The organism is Deefgea chitinilytica, from assembly GCF_016881405.1.
GTDB classification, from domain to species: domain Bacteria; phylum Pseudomonadota; class Gammaproteobacteria; order Burkholderiales; family Chitinibacteraceae; genus Deefgea; species Deefgea chitinilytica.
Window position 1 is genome coordinate 446,868 of the sequence record NZ_WOFE01000001.1, and the last position, 15,145, is coordinate 462,012.

Below are 15,145 nucleotides of genomic sequence, written 5' to 3' on the forward strand. Positions count from 1 at the left end.
AATTTTTAATTGCGAAGCTCTCTACGCAAAATTTTACCTACATTCGATTTGGGTAGGCTATCCCTAAATTCAATGACGCGTGGGATTTTGTAATTGGTCAGTTGACCGCGGCAAAATTCGATAACTTGTTCGCTCGTGAGTTGCGGGTCTTTTTTGACGACGACCAGTTTGACTGCTTCACCAGTTTTGTCATCAGCAATCCCAATACAGGCTACTTCTAAAATACCCGGATGGTTGGCTGCGACGTCTTCGATTTCGTTTGGATATACATTAAAACCAGACACTAAAATCATGTCTTTTTTACGGTCGACGATTTGGAAAAAACCGCTCGGTTTCATGATTGCAATGTCGCCAGTCGCTAGAAAACCGTCTTTGCCGAGTATCTGCGCGGTTTCATCGGGGCGATTCCAGTAGCCTTTCATAACTTGAGGTCCGCGAATAAATAGCTCACCGCGCTCGCCTGCGGCTAATTGATGGCCTGCTTCGTCGCGAATTTCTGCATCGGTGAGTGGGATGGGAAGGCCAATCATGCCATTAAATTCCGTGGTGTTCATTGGATTTATCATGGCCGCCGGAGAAGTTTCGGTTAGGCCGTAGGCTTCAACCAGTGGAATTCGGGTGATTTCTTTCCATTTATCGGCGACGGCATGTTGAACGGCCATCCCGCCGCCAAGAGCCAATTTCCAGTTGGAAAAATCTAGTTTTGCAAATTCTGGATTATTCAGCAATGCATTAAACAAGGTGTTCACACCAGTGAGGCAGGTAACGGGGTACTTGGCTAGTGTGTTTACAAAATCAGGTATGTCGCGCGGATTGGTAATTAGTAAATTGGTTGCGCCGATTTTGGTAAAGACCATGCAGTTGGCGGTCAGTGAAAAGATATGGTAGAGCGGCAATGCAGTGACGATCATTTCTTTGCCGTCGGTGACAACAGGGCTAATCCAAGCGTGGGCTTGCTGCATATTAGCCACGATATTGCCGTGGGTCAGCATTGCGCCTTTGGCGACCCCGGTGGTGCCACCGGTGTATTGCAAAAATGCAATATCGGCATGGGATAATGTAACTGGATTTAGGGTATTGCTACTTCCTCTTTGAAGTGCTTGGCTTAGTGTTGTATGCCCTGATAGGGTATAGCTGGGAACTAGTTTTTTAACGTAGCGTACTACGCTGTTGACAATCAGTTTTTTTGGAAAGCCAAATAAATCGCCCAATTCGGTCACAATGGTGTGTTTTATTGGGGTGTTTTGGATGACGCTTTCAAGTGTATGGGCAAAGTTGGCCAAGATCAGAATTGTTTCTGCGCCTGAGTCATTCAGTTGGTGTTCTAGTTCGCGGGGCGTGTAGAGCGGGTTGACGTTTACTACTACATAGCCAGCGCGAAGGATGCCAAAAATGGCGACGGGATATTGCAATAAATTAGGCATCATCACTGCAACGCGCGAGCCTACAGGTAGTTTGAGCGTCTGTTGCAGATAGGTTGCAAACTGAATTGATAACTGATCTAGTTCGCGGTAGCTAATGCTTTTGCCCATGTTAATAAAGGCTGCCCGATCGCGGTATTTGCTAACGCTTTGTGCAAATACTTCGGGGATAGAAGCAAATTCGTCAAGATTAACGGTATGCGGTACACCATTTTGGTAGTTGGCCAGCCAAGGAAAGGTCATGATTTGTCTCCAATCGTTCATGTACTTTATGGGGAAAAGCATCGGTGAGACAAGTGCATCTTTCTCAAAGGACTATTTCGCCAGCTTATCTTTTCTGTTAGAATCGGGAAAATCCCGTAAAAAATCGTGCGGGAGTGCTTTCAAAGGGTTTTAACGAATGGGCGCGCAATAGTTTGCAGCCCATTTTTTGTTTGTGGTTTTTGAGAAGGGAAGTATGGCGGTCAATCTACAATCCGTGTTGGACAATACCTTGCCGGGTTTAGGGTATGAATTAGTCGATTTTGAAATGGGCGAGAAAGGTTTATTGCGCATTTTTATCGATAAAGAAGGCGGTGTCACCATTGATGACTGCGTATTGGTGAGCAATCACTTGTTGCGCGTATTCATGGTGGAAAACATTCCCCATGAGCGTCTTGAGGTGTCCTCACCGGGATTGGATCGCATCATCAAAAAACCGGCGGATTTTGAGCGATTTGCCGGAGAGATGGTGAAGGTGAAACTGCGGTTGCCCTTGCCTGATCGTCGCCGTAATTTAATCGGCAAGCTGTTGGGTTTGGTGGATGATCACGTGGTGATTGATGTGGCTGGCGAAGAATTAAAACTGGCGCTGTCTAGCATTGATCGGGTACGGATCGAACCACAGTTTTAAGCTGTGTCACCTATTTGGCAAATACTGTTAATTTGGCTTTTGTTTGATGCCGGAGGACTAATTTATGAATCGTGAAATTCTAGTGCTGGTCGAAGCACTTGCACACGAAAAAAATGTAGAAAAAGAAGTTGTGTTTGGTGCACTCGAATCTGCGCTCGCTTCTGCAACTAAAAAACGCTACGAAGAAGAAGTTGAAATTCGGGTTTCAATTGACCGCCATACTGGCGCGCATCGTAGTTTTCGTGTGTGGGATGTGGTTGAAGACAACGACCACGAAGAGCCATCGCGTCAAATTGCCATTACAGATGCGCCTGATTACAGCGCCGATTTGAAAGTAGGCGATGTTTGGGAAGTAGAGCTCGAGCCGATTGAATTTGGCCGTATTGGCGCGCAAGCCGCCAAGCAAGTGATTTTGCAAAAAATTCGTGATGCTGAGCGTGAGCAAAATTTGAATGAGTTCTTGGAGCGTCGTGAGCATATTGTTTCTGGCAGTATCAAGCGCATTGAGCGTGGTAATGCGATTCTCGAATTGGGTAAGCTAGAAGCCATCTTGCCGCGTGATCAAATGATTCCGAAAGAAAATTTGCGCGTCGGTGATCGCGTGAAGGCATTTTTATTGCGCGTTGATCGCAATGGTCGTGGCCCGCAATTGGTGTTGTCGCGCGTAGCGCCGGAATTTATGGCCAAATTGTTTGAGTTGGAAGTACCTGAAATTGAAAACAATTTGATCGAATTGAAAGGCGTAGCACGTGATCCAGGTATGCGTGCCAAGATCGCGGTGAAATCCAATGACCAACGGGTTGACCCACAAGGCACTTGCATCGGCGTACGTGGCACCCGTGTTAATGCTGTGAGTAATGAGCTGGCTGGTGAGCGTGTTGATATTGTATTGTGGTCGCCCGATGCGGCGCAATTTGCAATTAATGCTTTGTCGCCAGCAGAAGTCAGCTCAATTATTTTGGACGAAGATGCGCACAGCATGGACGTGGTAGTTGATGAAGAAAATCTGGCGATGGCCATTGGCCGTGGCGGTCAGAATGTGAAGTTGGCGGCGGAGTTGACTGGTTGGAAGCTCAACATCATGACCGTCGATGAAGCAGAAGAAAAGCACGAAGAAGAATTCACAAAAATCCGCGCATTGTTTATTCAAGCGTTGGACATTGATGAAGATGTAGCCAGTGTATTGGTGCAAGAAGGTTTTAATACATTGGAAGAGGTGGCCTATGTGCCACTGAATGAAATGCTGGAAATCGAAGCGTTTGATGAAGAAACCGTGAACGAACTGCGCTCTCGTGCTCGTGATGCCTTGTTAACGCAAGCTATTGCGCGCGAAGAAAAATTAGAGCATCAGTCCGAAGACCTGAAGACGCTTGAGGGTATGACTCCGGAGTTGGCTGCACAGTTGGCTGACAATGATATACGTACCCGTGACGATCTAGCAGATTTGGCGGTCGATGAATTAACCGAAATGACTGGTATCGACGCAGACACCGCTAAACAACTGATCATGAAAGCGCGCGAACATTTGTTCGCCTAAGGCGCGGGAGAGTAATTTATGAGTGAACCCAAAGTCAGCCAGTTTGCTGCCGAATTAAAAATGCCAACGCAAGAATTGCTCCAGCAATTGAAAGCGGCTGGCGTGAATAAAAATAGTGCCGATGATGTTTTGAGCTCGGATGATAAGCAGCGTTTATTAGGTCATTTGAAACAAAAGCATGGTCAAGCAGGCGATAAGCCAAAAGTGACGCTGGCACGTAAAGAGACTTCTGAGATTCGTAAAACAGATGCCACAGGTAAGTCTAAGACTATTCAGGTTGAAGTGCGTAAGAAGCGGGTTTTTGAAGCCCCAGAAGCACCGGTCGCGAAACCTATTGAAGCCCAAGCTGCGCCTGCTGCTAAGCCAGTAGCTCCAGCAGCTCCTGCTACTACGGTGATCGACGAATCGCAACGTCAAGCACGTGAAGCTGAAGCGCGTCGTCAAAGCGAGTTGTACGCGCGCCAAGCTGCGGAAATGGCTGCAAAGAAAAATCGCGAGCAAAAATCGACTGAGCAAGCCGCACCAGAGGCTGCTGCTGTCGTTGCCGAAGCAGTGACACCTGTTGAGCAAGCTGCTGCGGCAGTAAAACCAGCAAATACAGCAACGGCTAAGCCACAACAGTCGGCACAGGCGGCAAAACCGCAGCAGTCAGCACAACAGCCGAAACAGCAGCCCGCGCAAGCTAAGCCGACTGAAACCGCTAAACCTGCTGTGAAGCCGCATTTGAAACCTGGTCATGAAGCGCCGCGCGTTGGGGCTCGTGTAGATTTCCGTCGGCCGAAAGAAACGCCAATTCATGCGCCGGAAAAAGCCGCGGCACCCGCGCCAGTCGCTGCAAAATCTGCCGATAAAAAAGGCAATTCTGCTGCGAAGAAAGAGGAGAAAGGCGCTTGGAATGATGGCCGTCAAAAGAAAGGCATCAAAACTCGCGGTGGCGATACTGGTAATGATTGGAAGACGAGAAAAGTCGGTAAACGTAATAATTCAGCTGCACAGCAAGATAATGCTCATGCTTTTGTTGCCCCTACTGAGCCAGTAACCCGTGAAGTCGAAGTGCCAGAAACCATTTCAGTCGCAGATTTGGCGCACAAAATGGCGGTTAAAGGCGTTGAAGTGGTGAAAGCGCTGATGAAAATGGGCATGATGGTTACGATTAATCAGGTGCTGGATCAAGAAACCGCCATGATTGTGGTCGAAGAAATGGGCCACACGCCAGTGGCTGCAAAATTAGACGACCCAGATACTTATTTGGAAGAAGGCGATAAAACTGAGCACGCATTAACGCCACGCGCTCCGGTGGTAACGGTAATGGGTCACGTTGACCATGGTAAAACATCGTTGCTGGATTACATTCGTCGCGCCAAAGTGGCGTCGGGTGAAGCGGGTGGTATTACTCAGCATATCGGTGCGTATCACGTTGAAACCGGCAAGGGTGTTGTTACCTTCCTTGATACCCCTGGTCATGAGGCATTTACATCAATGCGTGCCCGTGGTGCGCAATTGACCGATATCGTGGTTTTGGTGGTTGCTGCCGATGACGGTGTGATGCCGCAAACGATTGAGGCGATTCACCATGCAAAAGCCGCAGGCGTGCCGATTGTCGTTGCAGTGAATAAAATCGATAAGCCAGAAGCTAATTTCGAGCGAATTCGTCAAGAAATGGTAGCGCAAGAGGTTGTGCCGGAAGATTGGGGTGGTGATACTCAGTTTGTGCATGTTTCAGCGAAAAAAGGCTTGGGTATCGATGAGTTGCTCGATGCGATTCTGTTGCAGGCTGAGGTGCTGGAGCTGACTGCGCCGGTAGAGGGTCCTGCAAAAGGGATTATTATCGAAGCTCGTTTGGATAAAGGTCGCGGCCCTGTGGCCTCGATGTTGGTTCAGTCTGGTACTTTGCGTAAAGGCGATACCGTCCTTGCTGGTCAAGTGTACGGCCGTATCCGCGCGATGCTGGACGAGAACGGCAAGCCGATTACAGAAGCAGGCCCATCAATGCCTGTTGAGATTTTAGGCTTGTCGGAAGTGCCATCGGCTGGTGTGGATGCAATGGTGTTGGCGGATGAGAAGAAAGCGCGTGAGATCGCGATGTTCCGTCAAGGTAAATTCCGTGATGTGAAATTTGCTCGCCAGCAAGCATCGAAACTCGAGAATATGTTTGCGCAAATGGCTGAAGGCAATGTGCAAAACTTGCCGATCATCATCAAGGCCGACGTACAAGGTTCTTCGGAAGCGCTTTCTCAAAGTCTGCAGAAGTTGTCGACTGGAGAAGTTCGCGTACAAATCTTGCATAGTGCTGTAGGTGGTATTTCTGAGTCTGATGTGAATTTGGCTTTAGCTTCGAAAGCGGTCATTATTGGCTTTAATACTCGTGCAGACGCTGCCGCGCGTAAACTGGCAGAAACCGAAGGCGTTGATTTGCGTTACTACAACATCATCTACGATGCGGTTGATGATGTAAAAGCGGCCTTGTCTGGTATGTTGGCACCAGAACGTCGTGAAACCATTATTGGTATGGTTGAAATTCGCCAAGTCTTTGCTGTATCGAAAGTCGGTACGATTGCAGGTTGCTTGGTGATGGAAGGTCTGGTTAAGCGTTCGGCGGGTGTTCGTGTCTTGCGTAATAACTTGGTTATCCATCAGGGCGAATTGGAAAATCTGAAACGCTTTAAAGATGAAGCAAAAGAAGTGAAAGCAGGTTTCGAGTGCGGTTTGCAATTGAAAAACTTCAACGATATCCAAGTGGGCGACCAATTGGAAATCTTCGAAGTGGTCGAGGTTGCTCGTACGCTGTAATGAAGTGAGGTGTCAGGGGTGAGGTGTGAGGTGTTCTCATCCCGACACAATAGCGCAGGCCCTTTGTGGAGCTTGCGCTTTTTGCTTTTAATTAATCAGGTGCTGAGAGGTTGTTCACCTCACTCCTCGCGCCTCACTCCTCACAAGATAATGGCTAATAAACAATTTACTCGTGCTGATCGCGTAGCTCAGCAAATTCAACGAGACTTGGCGACGGTAATTCGTGCTGAGCTCGATCATCCACATGCATCGCTGATTACGGTGACCGATGTTGAAGTGTCGCGTGATTACTCCCACGCGAAAGTGTTTTATACCTTTTTGGGCGATGCAAGTCATCGTCCTGAAATCGCGCATTTACTTGAGCGTGCTAAAGGTTTTTTGCGTGCGCAAATCGCGCAAGGTTTTTCTTTATACAAAATGCCTGAATTGCACTTCGAGTATGATGAGTCGATTGAGTATGGTATGGATTTGACGCAAAAAATTCAGCAAGCAAACGCATTGCCAAAAGCGCCTGACGACGATGGCCAAGCGTAAAATTGACGGAGTTTTGTTGCTGGATAAGCCATTTGGTTTTTCAAGTAATGGGGCTTTATCAAAATGCCGTTGGTTGTTGCAGGCCGAAAAGGGCGGGCATACTGGCGTGCTTGATCCGTTTGCTACGGGATTATTGCCTTTGTGTTTCGGTGAGGCGACCAAGTTTGCGCAGCGCATGCTGGATGCGGATAAGGGTTATCGCGCCACAATTACATTTGGTCAGGTCTCGACAACGCTCGATGGTGAAGGTGAGATTAGCGATAGTGGTGTACCACCAGTTGATTTGGCGCAAATTGCGCCAGTATTGCAGCAGTTTTTAGGCTCAATTGTGCAAACCCCCCCAATGTATTCAGCGCTAAAGGTTGATGGTAAACCTTTGTATGAATATGCCCGTGAAGGTGTGGTGCTGGAGCGCAAATCGAGGTCAATCACCATTTATGAACTAACGGTTGTGTCTTATCAGGCTCCGGTGCTTGTTGTGGATGTGCTCTGTTCGAAAGGCACTTACATCCGAGTATTGGCTGAAGATCTGGGGCGAGCGTTGGGATGTGGTGCCTATTTGTCTGGCTTGCGACGCACGTTGACTGGCGGCTTTAAGTTGGAAGACGCTATTACGCTGGATGAATATATTGAACTTGCTATGCCGGAGCGTGAGGCGAAGTTGTTGCCGGCAGAGCAATTGATTGCAGAATTGCCTAGCTTTGTACTGAATCCTGCGCAAACCGCACTGATGAAAAACGGCATGCCAATATTAGATGCCATTCATCCTCCGTTGGGTGAGTTAAGGCTTTACGGCAGCGGTGAAAAGTTAGATAATCCCATGTTCATCGGTTTGGGTGAGGTGGGCGCTGATGGCGTGCTGCGACCCAAACGACTGCTTTCTACGCATGTGGCGTAGAAGGTTAATGGAGCTAGCTTGGGTGTTAAAAGCTCAAGCTATGCTTGTCTAATCACCTTTGGGTGATTTTTTGGAGAAGTTTGAATGTCTGTTTCTGTTGCTCAAAAAGCTGAATTAGTAAAAAAATTCCAACACAAGGAAGGTGATACTGGTTCTTCTGAAGTACAAGTTGCATTGTTGACTGCTCGCATCAACGATTTGACTGAACATTTTAAAGTGAACAAGAAAGATCACCACTCACGTCGTGGTTTGTTGGCTATGGTTTCTCGCCGCCGTCGTTTGCTGGATTACCTCAAACGTACTAATGCCGATAGCTATCGCAATTTGATCGCTGAGTTGGGTCTACGTAAGTAAGACTCAATCAAAGAAGTCGCAGTCAAACGATTGCGGCTTTTTTTCTATGTAGCGTCCTGTTTTAAAGCTTTATTTTGCCCAATAGCGATTCCGGCGGTGAAATAAAGTTCGGTTGTGCCGGAATCGGCGATGTGCAGGCATAAACCTGACGATCCAATCGCAGCGGAAGCAAATTAGCGCCAAGGTCGTTGGCAAACATTGTGAAAAGGACAACGAGTGTTCAATAAATTTACTAAAACTTTTGCTTATGGCAAAAATACGGTCACCCTCGAAACAGGTGAAATCGCTCGCCAAGCCACTGGTGCAGTTATGGTTGATGTGGATGGCACCTCGGTATTGGTGACTGTCGTAGCTGCTCGCTCGGTTAAACCGGGTCAAGATTTTTTTCCGCTGACTGTTGATTATCAAGAACGCACCTATGCGGCAGGTAAAATTCCTGGTGGTTTCTTCAAACGCGAAGGTAAACCATCTGAAAAAGAAGTGCTCACAAGCCGTTTGATTGATCGTCCGATCCGTCCATTATTCCCAGAAGGTTTTTTTAACGACATCCAAATTATTGCAACAGTGATGTCGATTAACCCTGAAGTTGATTCAGATATTCCTGCCATGATCGGCGCTTCTGCAGCCTTAACTTTGTCTGGTGTTCCGTTTGATGGCCCAATCGGCGCGGCGCGCGTTGGTTACATCAATGGTGAGTATGTATTGTGCCCTGCGATGTCAGAAATGAAAGACAGCCAAATGGATTTGGTCGTTGCGGGTACTAGCCAAGCAGTATTGATGGTTGAGTCTGAAGCAAACGAATTGTCTGAAAGTATTATGCTGGGCGCGGTAGTTTTCGGCCATGAGCAAATGCAAGTGGCTATTAACGCCATTAATGAATTGGCGGATGAAGTAAATCCTGAATTGTTTGATTGGACTGCTCCAGTTGCCAACGATGCCTTAATTGCGCAAGTTCGTGAGATCGCGGCTGAAGGTTTGTCACAAGGCTTTAAGTTGCGCCAAAAGCAAGCTCGCACTCAAAAAATCAATGAAACTTGGGAGTTAGTAAAGTCAGCATTGATTACTGAAGAAACCGATACCTTATTGGCTAATGAAATTAAAGGCATCTTCAAAGGTTTGGAGGGCGAAATCGTTCGTGGTCAAATTCTAGCGGGTGAGCCGCGCATTGATGGTCGTGATACGCGTACTGTGCGTCCAATTTCGATTCGTACGGGTGTATTGCCACGCGTTCACGGTTCGGTATTGTTTACGCGCGGCGAGACGCAGGCAATCGCTACTGCGACCTTGGGCACCAAGCTCGATGAGCAAAAAATCGAAGCTTTGCATGGTGGGTATAACGATAGCTTCATGCTGCATTACAACTTCCCTCCGTACTCAACGGGTGAGACAGGTCGTGTTGGCGTGCCAAAGCGTCGCGAAATCGGTCATGGCCGCTTGGCTAAGCGTGCTTTGGTTGCGATGTTGCCAAGCAAAGAAGACTTCGCCTATTCAATGCGTGTCGTTTCCGAAATTACCGAATCGAACGGTTCGTCCTCTATGGCCTCGGTGTGTGGCGGCTGCTTGGCGTTGATGGATGCGGGTGTGCCAATGAAAAACCACGTTGCAGGTATTGCAATGGGGTTGATTAAAGAAGGCAATTCGTTTGCGGTATTGTCTGATATCTTGGGTGATGAAGATCATCTTGGTGATATGGACTTTAAAGTTGCAGGTACTGAAAATGGTATCACTGCGCTGCAAATGGATATCAAGATTACTGGTATTACCAAAGAAATCATGCGAGTAGCACTTGATCAGGCAAAAGAAGGTCGTGTGCATATTATCGGTATCATGAAAGGTGCTTTGGATGGTGCGCGTGAAGAAGTGAGCGAGCATGCGCCACGTCTTTACACGATGAAAATCAATCCAGAAAAAATTCGTGATGTAATTGGTAAAGGCGGAGCGGTAATTCGCGCATTGACCGAAGAAACCGGTACACAGATCGATATCACTGAAGATGGCACGATTACGATTGCCTCGGTATCTGCAGAAGGCGCTTCAGAAGCGCGTCGCCGTATCGAAGAAATTACCGCTGAAGTTGAAATTGGTCGTATCTATGAAGGTCCAGTTGTTAAGATCTTGGATAAAAATGTAGGTGCTATCGTTTCGATCATGCCTGGTAAAGATGGCTTGGTTCATATCAGCCAAATTGCAAATGAGCGTATTAATAATGTGGGCGATTACCTGAAAGAAGGTGAGATTGTTCGTGTTAAAGTGATTGAGCAAGATGAAAAAGGCCGTATTCGTTTGTCAATCAAAGCGGTGCTGAACGACGAGGCTGCTGCTAGCGCACCTGCAGAAGTTGTTACTCCTGTAGAGGTTGTTGAAGAGTAGTCATCAGTGATGATGCTTTTCTTGAGTAAGTAAAAAACGGGCACTTTTTAGTGCCCGTTTGTTTGCTTGATGATGTTTCGGTTTATTGTGCTGTGCTGCTGGTGCCGTTGGTTTTCTTGGCGGCAGTTTTTACTGCATCAGCCGTAGCGGTAGAGGCTGCTTTGACAGATGCATCGGCAAATTCAGCGACTTGTTTTGCGGCTTTGGTCATGCTATCTACGGCTGCTGCGGTAGCTTGTACGGTAGATTTAACCGCTGCAACTGCCGCATCAGAACCTGCTGGTGCAGATTTAACAAAACGATCAAGGCCTGATACAACGTTTTTATTAAAATAAACGCTGCGCTCATCAATCAATTTGCTAAATTCAGTTTGTGCTTGCGAGGCGATTTCATACAAGCTACGGCTGTAGGCCATAGAGTTTTCTAATGTCGCTTCAGAGATTTTTTGTTGGGCAGCAAAAGCAGCTTGCGCATCTTTCACGGTCACAAATTGTTTTGCGTTGCGTGCAGAGTCTTCGAAAGTGTTTTTTGCAGTTTCAACTTGAAGCTTTACAATACGTTCGGCAGCATCGATTGAGATGCGAGCAAAACGCAAAGCGGTCTCGAGTTGTTCGGTAGCGAAGTCATTGATTTGTTGCTGTGCTGTTGTCATGCTAATACTCCTGAAAGATGTTTGGGTGAATCAGACTCAATCTGGTTAAATGTTGCATTGCACAATCCGATGTCATTTTGGAAGTGTTTTTTAGTGTTGTCAATATAAATTTGTGCGGTGCGTCATGTTGCATCGTGACTCACACAGGGCTATCCTCAGTAGATGGTTCGCGTGATTAAATAATTGGGGAGGGGTTGAGGCAATGAGTGTTGAAAAAAGAGTGATCAAAAAATACCCCAATCGTCGTTTGTACGATACGCATACGAGTAGCTACATTACGCTAACGGATGTAAAACAATTGGTGCTTGATGGTATAAATATTTCGATTTTGGATGCAAAAACCAACGAAGATTTAACACGCAGTGTTTTGCTGCAAATTATTTTGGAAGAAGAAGCCGGCGGCATGCCGATGTTTTCTTACGATGTGTTGACTCAGATTATTCGTTTTTATGGCCATGCAATGCAGGGTCTGATGGGGAATTATTTAGAGAAAAACATGCAGTTGTTTGCTGAAATGCAGAGTCGATTGCAGGATCAGGCTAAATCGACGATCATCAGTGATAATCCTATTTTTGCAAATAATAATCTCTGGGGTGAGTTCATGAAGTTCCAGGGGCCCGCAATTCAAAATATGATGGGTAACTATTTAGAAAGTAGTACTAGCATGTTTGTTGATATGCAGCAGCAATTGCAGGATAGAGCTAAGAATTTATTTACTGGGTTTGGTATGCCTGGTGGTCCTCAGCGTGCAGATGCTGATGGTGTGCGGCCTACCGAACCACCAAAAGCTGAAAAAGATGCTGCGGAGGTTGTGCCTGACGGTAATACTGCTGCCGTGGTTAAAAAGAGTACCACTCGTCGCAAACCTTCGCCAAAGGTTGAATGAGGGTATTGCTTTGTAGCTTCTATTTTGTATTGGATTTCGGTGTATACCCCTAGTTGTTTTGCAGCCCCTTTGGGGCTGTATTATTTTGGAATTCGAGTATGACTTTTTCTGATGCGTATCGGCAGCGTTTTGCAGGTATTTCACGTTTATATGGTGCAGAGGCTTTGGCGCGTTTTAGTGAGGCGCGAGTTTGTGTGATCGGCGTGGGAGGGGTTGGCTCATGGGCTGGTGAGGCGCTTGCCCGATCAGGTATTGGGCATGTGACGTTAATTGATCTTGATGATGTTTGCATATCCAATACCAACCGACAATTGCCGGCGATGGAGGGGCAGTATGGCCGCATGAAGGTGGCTGTGCTTGCTGAGCGTATGCTGGCGATTAATCCAGAATTGCAGATTCAGCAGATTGAAGATTTTATCGCGCCAGATAATTTTGCTGCGTATTTGCAGGGGCGTTTCGATTTTGTGATCGATTGTATTGATAGTGTGAAAACCAAGGCGGCATTAATTGCATGGTGTCGTCGCAATAAGCTCAAGATTATTACCGTGGGTGGTGCCGGCGGACAAATCGACCCTACGCAGATTTTGGTCGATGATTTGAGTCGGACAATTCAAGATCCTTTGGCTTCAAAAGTTCGTGCTTTACTGCGAAGAGAGTACCAATTTCCTAGAGTGGGTAAAAAATTTAATATTGAGTGTGTGTTTTCTACCGAGCAATTGGTGTATCCGCAAGCAGATGGTTCGGTTTGTGCGGCTAAACCAGCGATGGGTGAGGGCGTTCGATTGGACTGCGCAGGTGGTTTTGGTGCAGCGATGACGGTGACGGCTACTTTTGGTTTAGTTGCAGTTTCTCGAGTGCTTAAGGGCTTGGTGGCACAGTAAAAGGCTGATTTTTGGGCAATAAAAAAGCCACGATAAAATCGTGGCTTTTATTATTTAGTCATGTGCAAATTAAGCAGTTTCGCCAACAACTTGCAATTTAACTGTGCTAACAACGTCGTGGTGTAATGCTAGTGCCACTTCGTATTCGCCGATTGCTTTGAAAGGGCCTTCAGGTAGGCGCACTTCAAATTTCTTAACTTCGACACCAGTCGCAGTGATTGCATCAGCAATATCTTGAGTTGTTACAGAGCCGAATAAACGACCATCCACGCCAGCTTTTTGGCTGATTGTGAATTCTGAACCTTCAAGTTTAGCTGCACGAGCTTGTGCTTGCGCCAAGATTTCGGCTTGTTTTGCTTCTAACTCAGCACGACGTGCTTCGAATTCAGCCAAGTTAGCGTCATTTGCCCGTTTTGCTTTGCCTTGTGGGATCAAGAAGTTACGTGCGTAACCGTCTTTAACTTTAACCACATCGCCCAAAGTGCCTAGGTTTGCTACTTTTTCGAGTAGGATAATTTGCATGAAAAGTTCTCCCTTCTCGATTAGTGTTGGTCAGTGTATGGAAGCAAAGCCAAGAAGCGTGCTACTTTGATCGCAGTCGACAATTGGCGTTGGTATTTTGCTTTAGTACCAGTGATACGTGCAGGAATGATCTTGCCGTTTTCAGAGATAAAGTCTTTTAGTAAGGCAACGTCTTTGTAGTCAACGTGTGCGATACCTTCAGCTGAGAAGCGGCAGAATTTTTTCCGCTTGAAAAGATTGCGAGACATGAGTTAATCCTCAATTCAAAAGTTCAAATGCATCAATATGCAAAACCAATATATGACGTGTACGTTGATTTTTGGCGGCAAGAAATCCTTTGCATTTAATCAACGGATTCGATGGAAGTTGAGCAATTGCTTGCGCTACATTTCCCATGGCTAAAAAACTAATTTCAAATTCAACTTTTCGTGCTTTCCCTAGCTCTAATTGCGATGAAAGATGGGCAATTGTTCCATCAATCACGGCTATCCCGCTCGGTGTTGTACGCAGCGCTGAATTCGTTATCAACGTACCTTCAATTAAAATTTGGTTTCGTAAGTTCAATTTTGGCCGAATTAGGCGGCAATACCTTCAGCTGCTTGTGGCAATGATTTAGATTTTTCTTCTTTCATCATTGGTGAAGCTTCGGTTACGGCGGTATCAGTTTTGAGTGTCAAGTGACGTAAAACTGCATCATTGAATTTGAACGCGTGCTCGATTTCGTCCAAGGTAGCTTGGCTGCATTCGATGTTCATCATTACGTAATGAGCTTTGTGAATTTTTTGGATCGGGTAAGCCAGTTGGCGGCGACCCCAGTCTTCTAGGCGATGGATAACGCCAGCACCTGAAGTAATCAGAGTTTTGTAACGTTCGATCATTGCAGGAACTTGTTCGCTTTGATCTGGGTGTACGATAAATACGATTTCATAGTGTCGCATGAATTCTCCTTACGGGTTGTAGCCTACCGTTAGCGACCACGGTTAGGCAAGGCTTGAGTTGAACCATAAATAATAACTGATTGTGCGCTGCTTTGCAATTTTTGCGATTTCGTCGTTTTAGCGCTCAATTTCATCCATTTTGCCAGAGATAGCGGCCCAAGTTTCGTGATCGGCAAGTGGATCTTTTTTCTCAACGATGGTGGGCCAGGTTTTGGCTAATTCGGCGTTGAGGGCGATGTACCCATGCATGCTTTCCGGGACATCGTCTTCTGCATAAATAGCTTCTACAGGACACTCGGCGACGCAGAGTGTGCAGTCGATGCATTCATCTGGGTCGATTACTAAGAAGTTTGGGCCTTCGCGAAAGCAGTCCACAGGACAGACGTCAACACAATCAGTGTATTTGCATTTCACGCAGGCATCGGTCACAACGTAAGTCATTGCTTGTCCTTTTAATTTAGCTGCTGTAA

Annotated in this window: 16 protein-coding genes; 9 read left to right on the forward strand and 7 right to left on the reverse strand. The window is 46.6% G+C overall.

The window, feature by feature from the left end:
• Window positions 1-5: 5 nt before the first annotated feature.
• Window positions 6-1,664, reverse strand: coding sequence for an AMP-binding protein (locus GM173_RS02085; protein ID WP_203569664.1), 1,659 nt, complete (start codon window positions 1,662-1,664; stop codon window positions 6-8).
• Between the two features lie 214 nt (window positions 1,665-1,878).
• On the opposite strand from GM173_RS02085, the gene rimP reads away from it, so the two are divergent.
• From rimP to pnp, 7 genes are all read left to right on the forward strand, one after another.
• On the forward strand, window positions 1,879-2,313 hold the full coding sequence (gene rimP, locus GM173_RS02090; protein WP_203569665.1) for a ribosome maturation factor RimP: 435 nt from the start codon (window positions 1,879-1,881) through the stop codon (window positions 2,311-2,313).
• Between the two features lie 64 nt (window positions 2,314-2,377).
• Window positions 2,378-3,850: a transcription termination factor NusA gene (nusA, locus tag GM173_RS02095; RefSeq protein WP_203569666.1), complete on the forward strand. Its 1,473-nt coding sequence runs from the start codon at window positions 2,378-2,380 to the stop codon at window positions 3,848-3,850.
• Window positions 3,851-3,868: 18 nt separating this feature from the next.
• The gene (gene infB / locus GM173_RS02100; protein ID WP_203569667.1) at window positions 3,869-6,640 is read left to right on the forward strand and encodes a translation initiation factor IF-2; all 2,772 of its coding nucleotides are present in this window, start codon (window positions 3,869-3,871) and stop codon (window positions 6,638-6,640) included.
• 150 nt (window positions 6,641-6,790) lie between these two features.
• Window positions 6,791-7,174, forward strand: coding sequence for a 30S ribosome-binding factor RbfA (rbfA, locus tag GM173_RS02105; RefSeq protein WP_203569668.1), 384 nt, complete (start codon window positions 6,791-6,793; stop codon window positions 7,172-7,174).
• On the forward strand, window positions 7,161-8,072 hold the full coding sequence (gene truB / locus GM173_RS02110; RefSeq protein WP_203569669.1) for a tRNA pseudouridine(55) synthase TruB: 912 nt from the start codon (window positions 7,161-7,163) through the stop codon (window positions 8,070-8,072). The genes rbfA and truB overlap by 14 nt, the downstream gene beginning before the upstream one ends.
• Before the next feature lie 84 nt (window positions 8,073-8,156).
• Complete coding sequence (gene rpsO / locus GM173_RS02115) at window positions 8,157-8,426, forward strand: 30S ribosomal protein S15 (protein ID WP_203569670.1); 270 nt, start codon at window positions 8,157-8,159, stop codon at window positions 8,424-8,426.
• Between the two features lie 216 nt (window positions 8,427-8,642).
• Window positions 8,643-10,796: a polyribonucleotide nucleotidyltransferase gene (pnp, locus tag GM173_RS02120; RefSeq protein ID WP_203569671.1), complete on the forward strand. Its 2,154-nt coding sequence runs from the start codon at window positions 8,643-8,645 to the stop codon at window positions 10,794-10,796.
• An 82-nt stretch (window positions 10,797-10,878) separates the two neighbouring features.
• Here pnp and GM173_RS02125 read toward each other — a convergent pair whose 3' ends face one another.
• Window positions 10,879-11,448 carry a phasin family protein gene (locus GM173_RS02125; RefSeq protein WP_203569672.1) on the reverse strand — a complete coding sequence of 190 codons (570 nt, stop codon included), beginning with the start codon at window positions 11,446-11,448 and terminating at the stop codon, window positions 10,879-10,881.
• A 202-nt stretch (window positions 11,449-11,650) separates the two neighbouring features.
• Between GM173_RS02125 and phaR the strand changes: the two genes are divergently transcribed.
• Window positions 11,651-12,334 (forward strand): polyhydroxyalkanoate synthesis repressor PhaR, encoded by a 684-nt coding sequence (gene phaR, locus GM173_RS02130; RefSeq protein ID WP_203569673.1) that lies wholly within the window; start codon window positions 11,651-11,653, stop codon window positions 12,332-12,334.
• A 98-nt stretch (window positions 12,335-12,432) separates the two neighbouring features.
• Window positions 12,433-13,215: a tRNA cyclic N6-threonylcarbamoyladenosine(37) synthase TcdA gene (tcdA, locus tag GM173_RS02135; RefSeq protein WP_203569674.1), complete on the forward strand. Its 783-nt coding sequence runs from the start codon at window positions 12,433-12,435 to the stop codon at window positions 13,213-13,215.
• A gap of 69 nt (window positions 13,216-13,284) precedes the next feature.
• Here tcdA and rplI read toward each other — a convergent pair whose 3' ends face one another.
• The 5 genes from rplI to fdxA all read right to left on the reverse strand — a co-directional run bounded on the left by rplI (window position 13,285) and on the right by fdxA (window position 15,116).
• Window positions 13,285-13,737 carry a 50S ribosomal protein L9 gene (rplI, locus tag GM173_RS02140; RefSeq protein WP_203569675.1) on the reverse strand — a complete coding sequence of 151 codons (453 nt, stop codon included), beginning with the start codon at window positions 13,735-13,737 and terminating at the stop codon, window positions 13,285-13,287.
• A 20-nt stretch (window positions 13,738-13,757) separates the two neighbouring features.
• Window positions 13,758-13,985 carry a 30S ribosomal protein S18 gene (gene rpsR, locus GM173_RS02145; protein ID WP_203569676.1) on the reverse strand — a complete coding sequence of 76 codons (228 nt, stop codon included), beginning with the start codon at window positions 13,983-13,985 and terminating at the stop codon, window positions 13,758-13,760.
• 10 nt (window positions 13,986-13,995) lie between these two features.
• Window positions 13,996-14,301, reverse strand: coding sequence for a primosomal replication protein N (gene priB, locus GM173_RS02150; protein ID WP_275412317.1), 306 nt, complete (start codon window positions 14,299-14,301; stop codon window positions 13,996-13,998).
• A gap of 11 nt (window positions 14,302-14,312) precedes the next feature.
• Window positions 14,313-14,675, reverse strand: a complete 363-nt coding sequence (gene rpsF / locus GM173_RS02155) for a 30S ribosomal protein S6 (protein ID WP_203569678.1) — start codon at window positions 14,673-14,675, stop codon at window positions 14,313-14,315.
• Window positions 14,676-14,792: 117 nt separating this feature from the next.
• Window positions 14,793-15,116 carry a ferredoxin FdxA gene (fdxA, locus tag GM173_RS02160; protein WP_203569679.1) on the reverse strand — a complete coding sequence of 108 codons (324 nt, stop codon included), beginning with the start codon at window positions 15,114-15,116 and terminating at the stop codon, window positions 14,793-14,795.
• Window positions 15,117-15,145: the final 29 nt, after the last annotated feature.

Bases quoted from the DNA above. Each gene is read 5' to 3' on its own strand.
- GM173_RS02085 (WP_203569664.1), bottom strand. From the start codon at position 1,664: ATGACCTTTCCTTGGCTGGCCAACTACCAAAATGGTGTACCGCATACC.
- rimP (WP_203569665.1), top strand. From the start codon at position 1,879: ATGGCGGTCAATCTACAATCCGTGTTGGACAATACCTTGCCGGGTTTA.
- nusA (WP_203569666.1), top strand. From the start codon at position 2,378: ATGAATCGTGAAATTCTAGTGCTGGTCGAAGCACTTGCACACGAAAAA.
- infB (WP_203569667.1), top strand. From the start codon at position 3,869: ATGAGTGAACCCAAAGTCAGCCAGTTTGCTGCCGAATTAAAAATGCCA.
- rbfA (WP_203569668.1), top strand. From the start codon at position 6,791: ATGGCTAATAAACAATTTACTCGTGCTGATCGCGTAGCTCAGCAAATT.
- truB (WP_203569669.1), top strand. From the start codon at position 7,161: ATGGCCAAGCGTAAAATTGACGGAGTTTTGTTGCTGGATAAGCCATTT.
- rpsO (WP_203569670.1), top strand. From the start codon at position 8,157: ATGTCTGTTTCTGTTGCTCAAAAAGCTGAATTAGTAAAAAAATTCCAA.
- GM173_RS02125 (WP_203569672.1), bottom strand. From the start codon at position 11,448: ATGACAACAGCACAGCAACAAATCAATGACTTCGCTACCGAACAACTC.
- phaR (WP_203569673.1), top strand. From the start codon at position 11,651: ATGAGTGTTGAAAAAAGAGTGATCAAAAAATACCCCAATCGTCGTTTG.
- tcdA (WP_203569674.1), top strand. From the start codon at position 12,433: ATGACTTTTTCTGATGCGTATCGGCAGCGTTTTGCAGGTATTTCACGT.
- rplI (WP_203569675.1), bottom strand. From the start codon at position 13,737: ATGCAAATTATCCTACTCGAAAAAGTAGCAAACCTAGGCACTTTGGGC.
- rpsR (WP_203569676.1), bottom strand. From the start codon at position 13,985: ATGTCTCGCAATCTTTTCAAGCGGAAAAAATTCTGCCGCTTCTCAGCT.
- rpsF (WP_203569678.1), bottom strand. From the start codon at position 14,675: ATGCGACACTATGAAATCGTATTTATCGTACACCCAGATCAAAGCGAA.
- fdxA (WP_203569679.1), bottom strand. From the start codon at position 15,116: ATGACTTACGTTGTGACCGATGCCTGCGTGAAATGCAAATACACTGAT.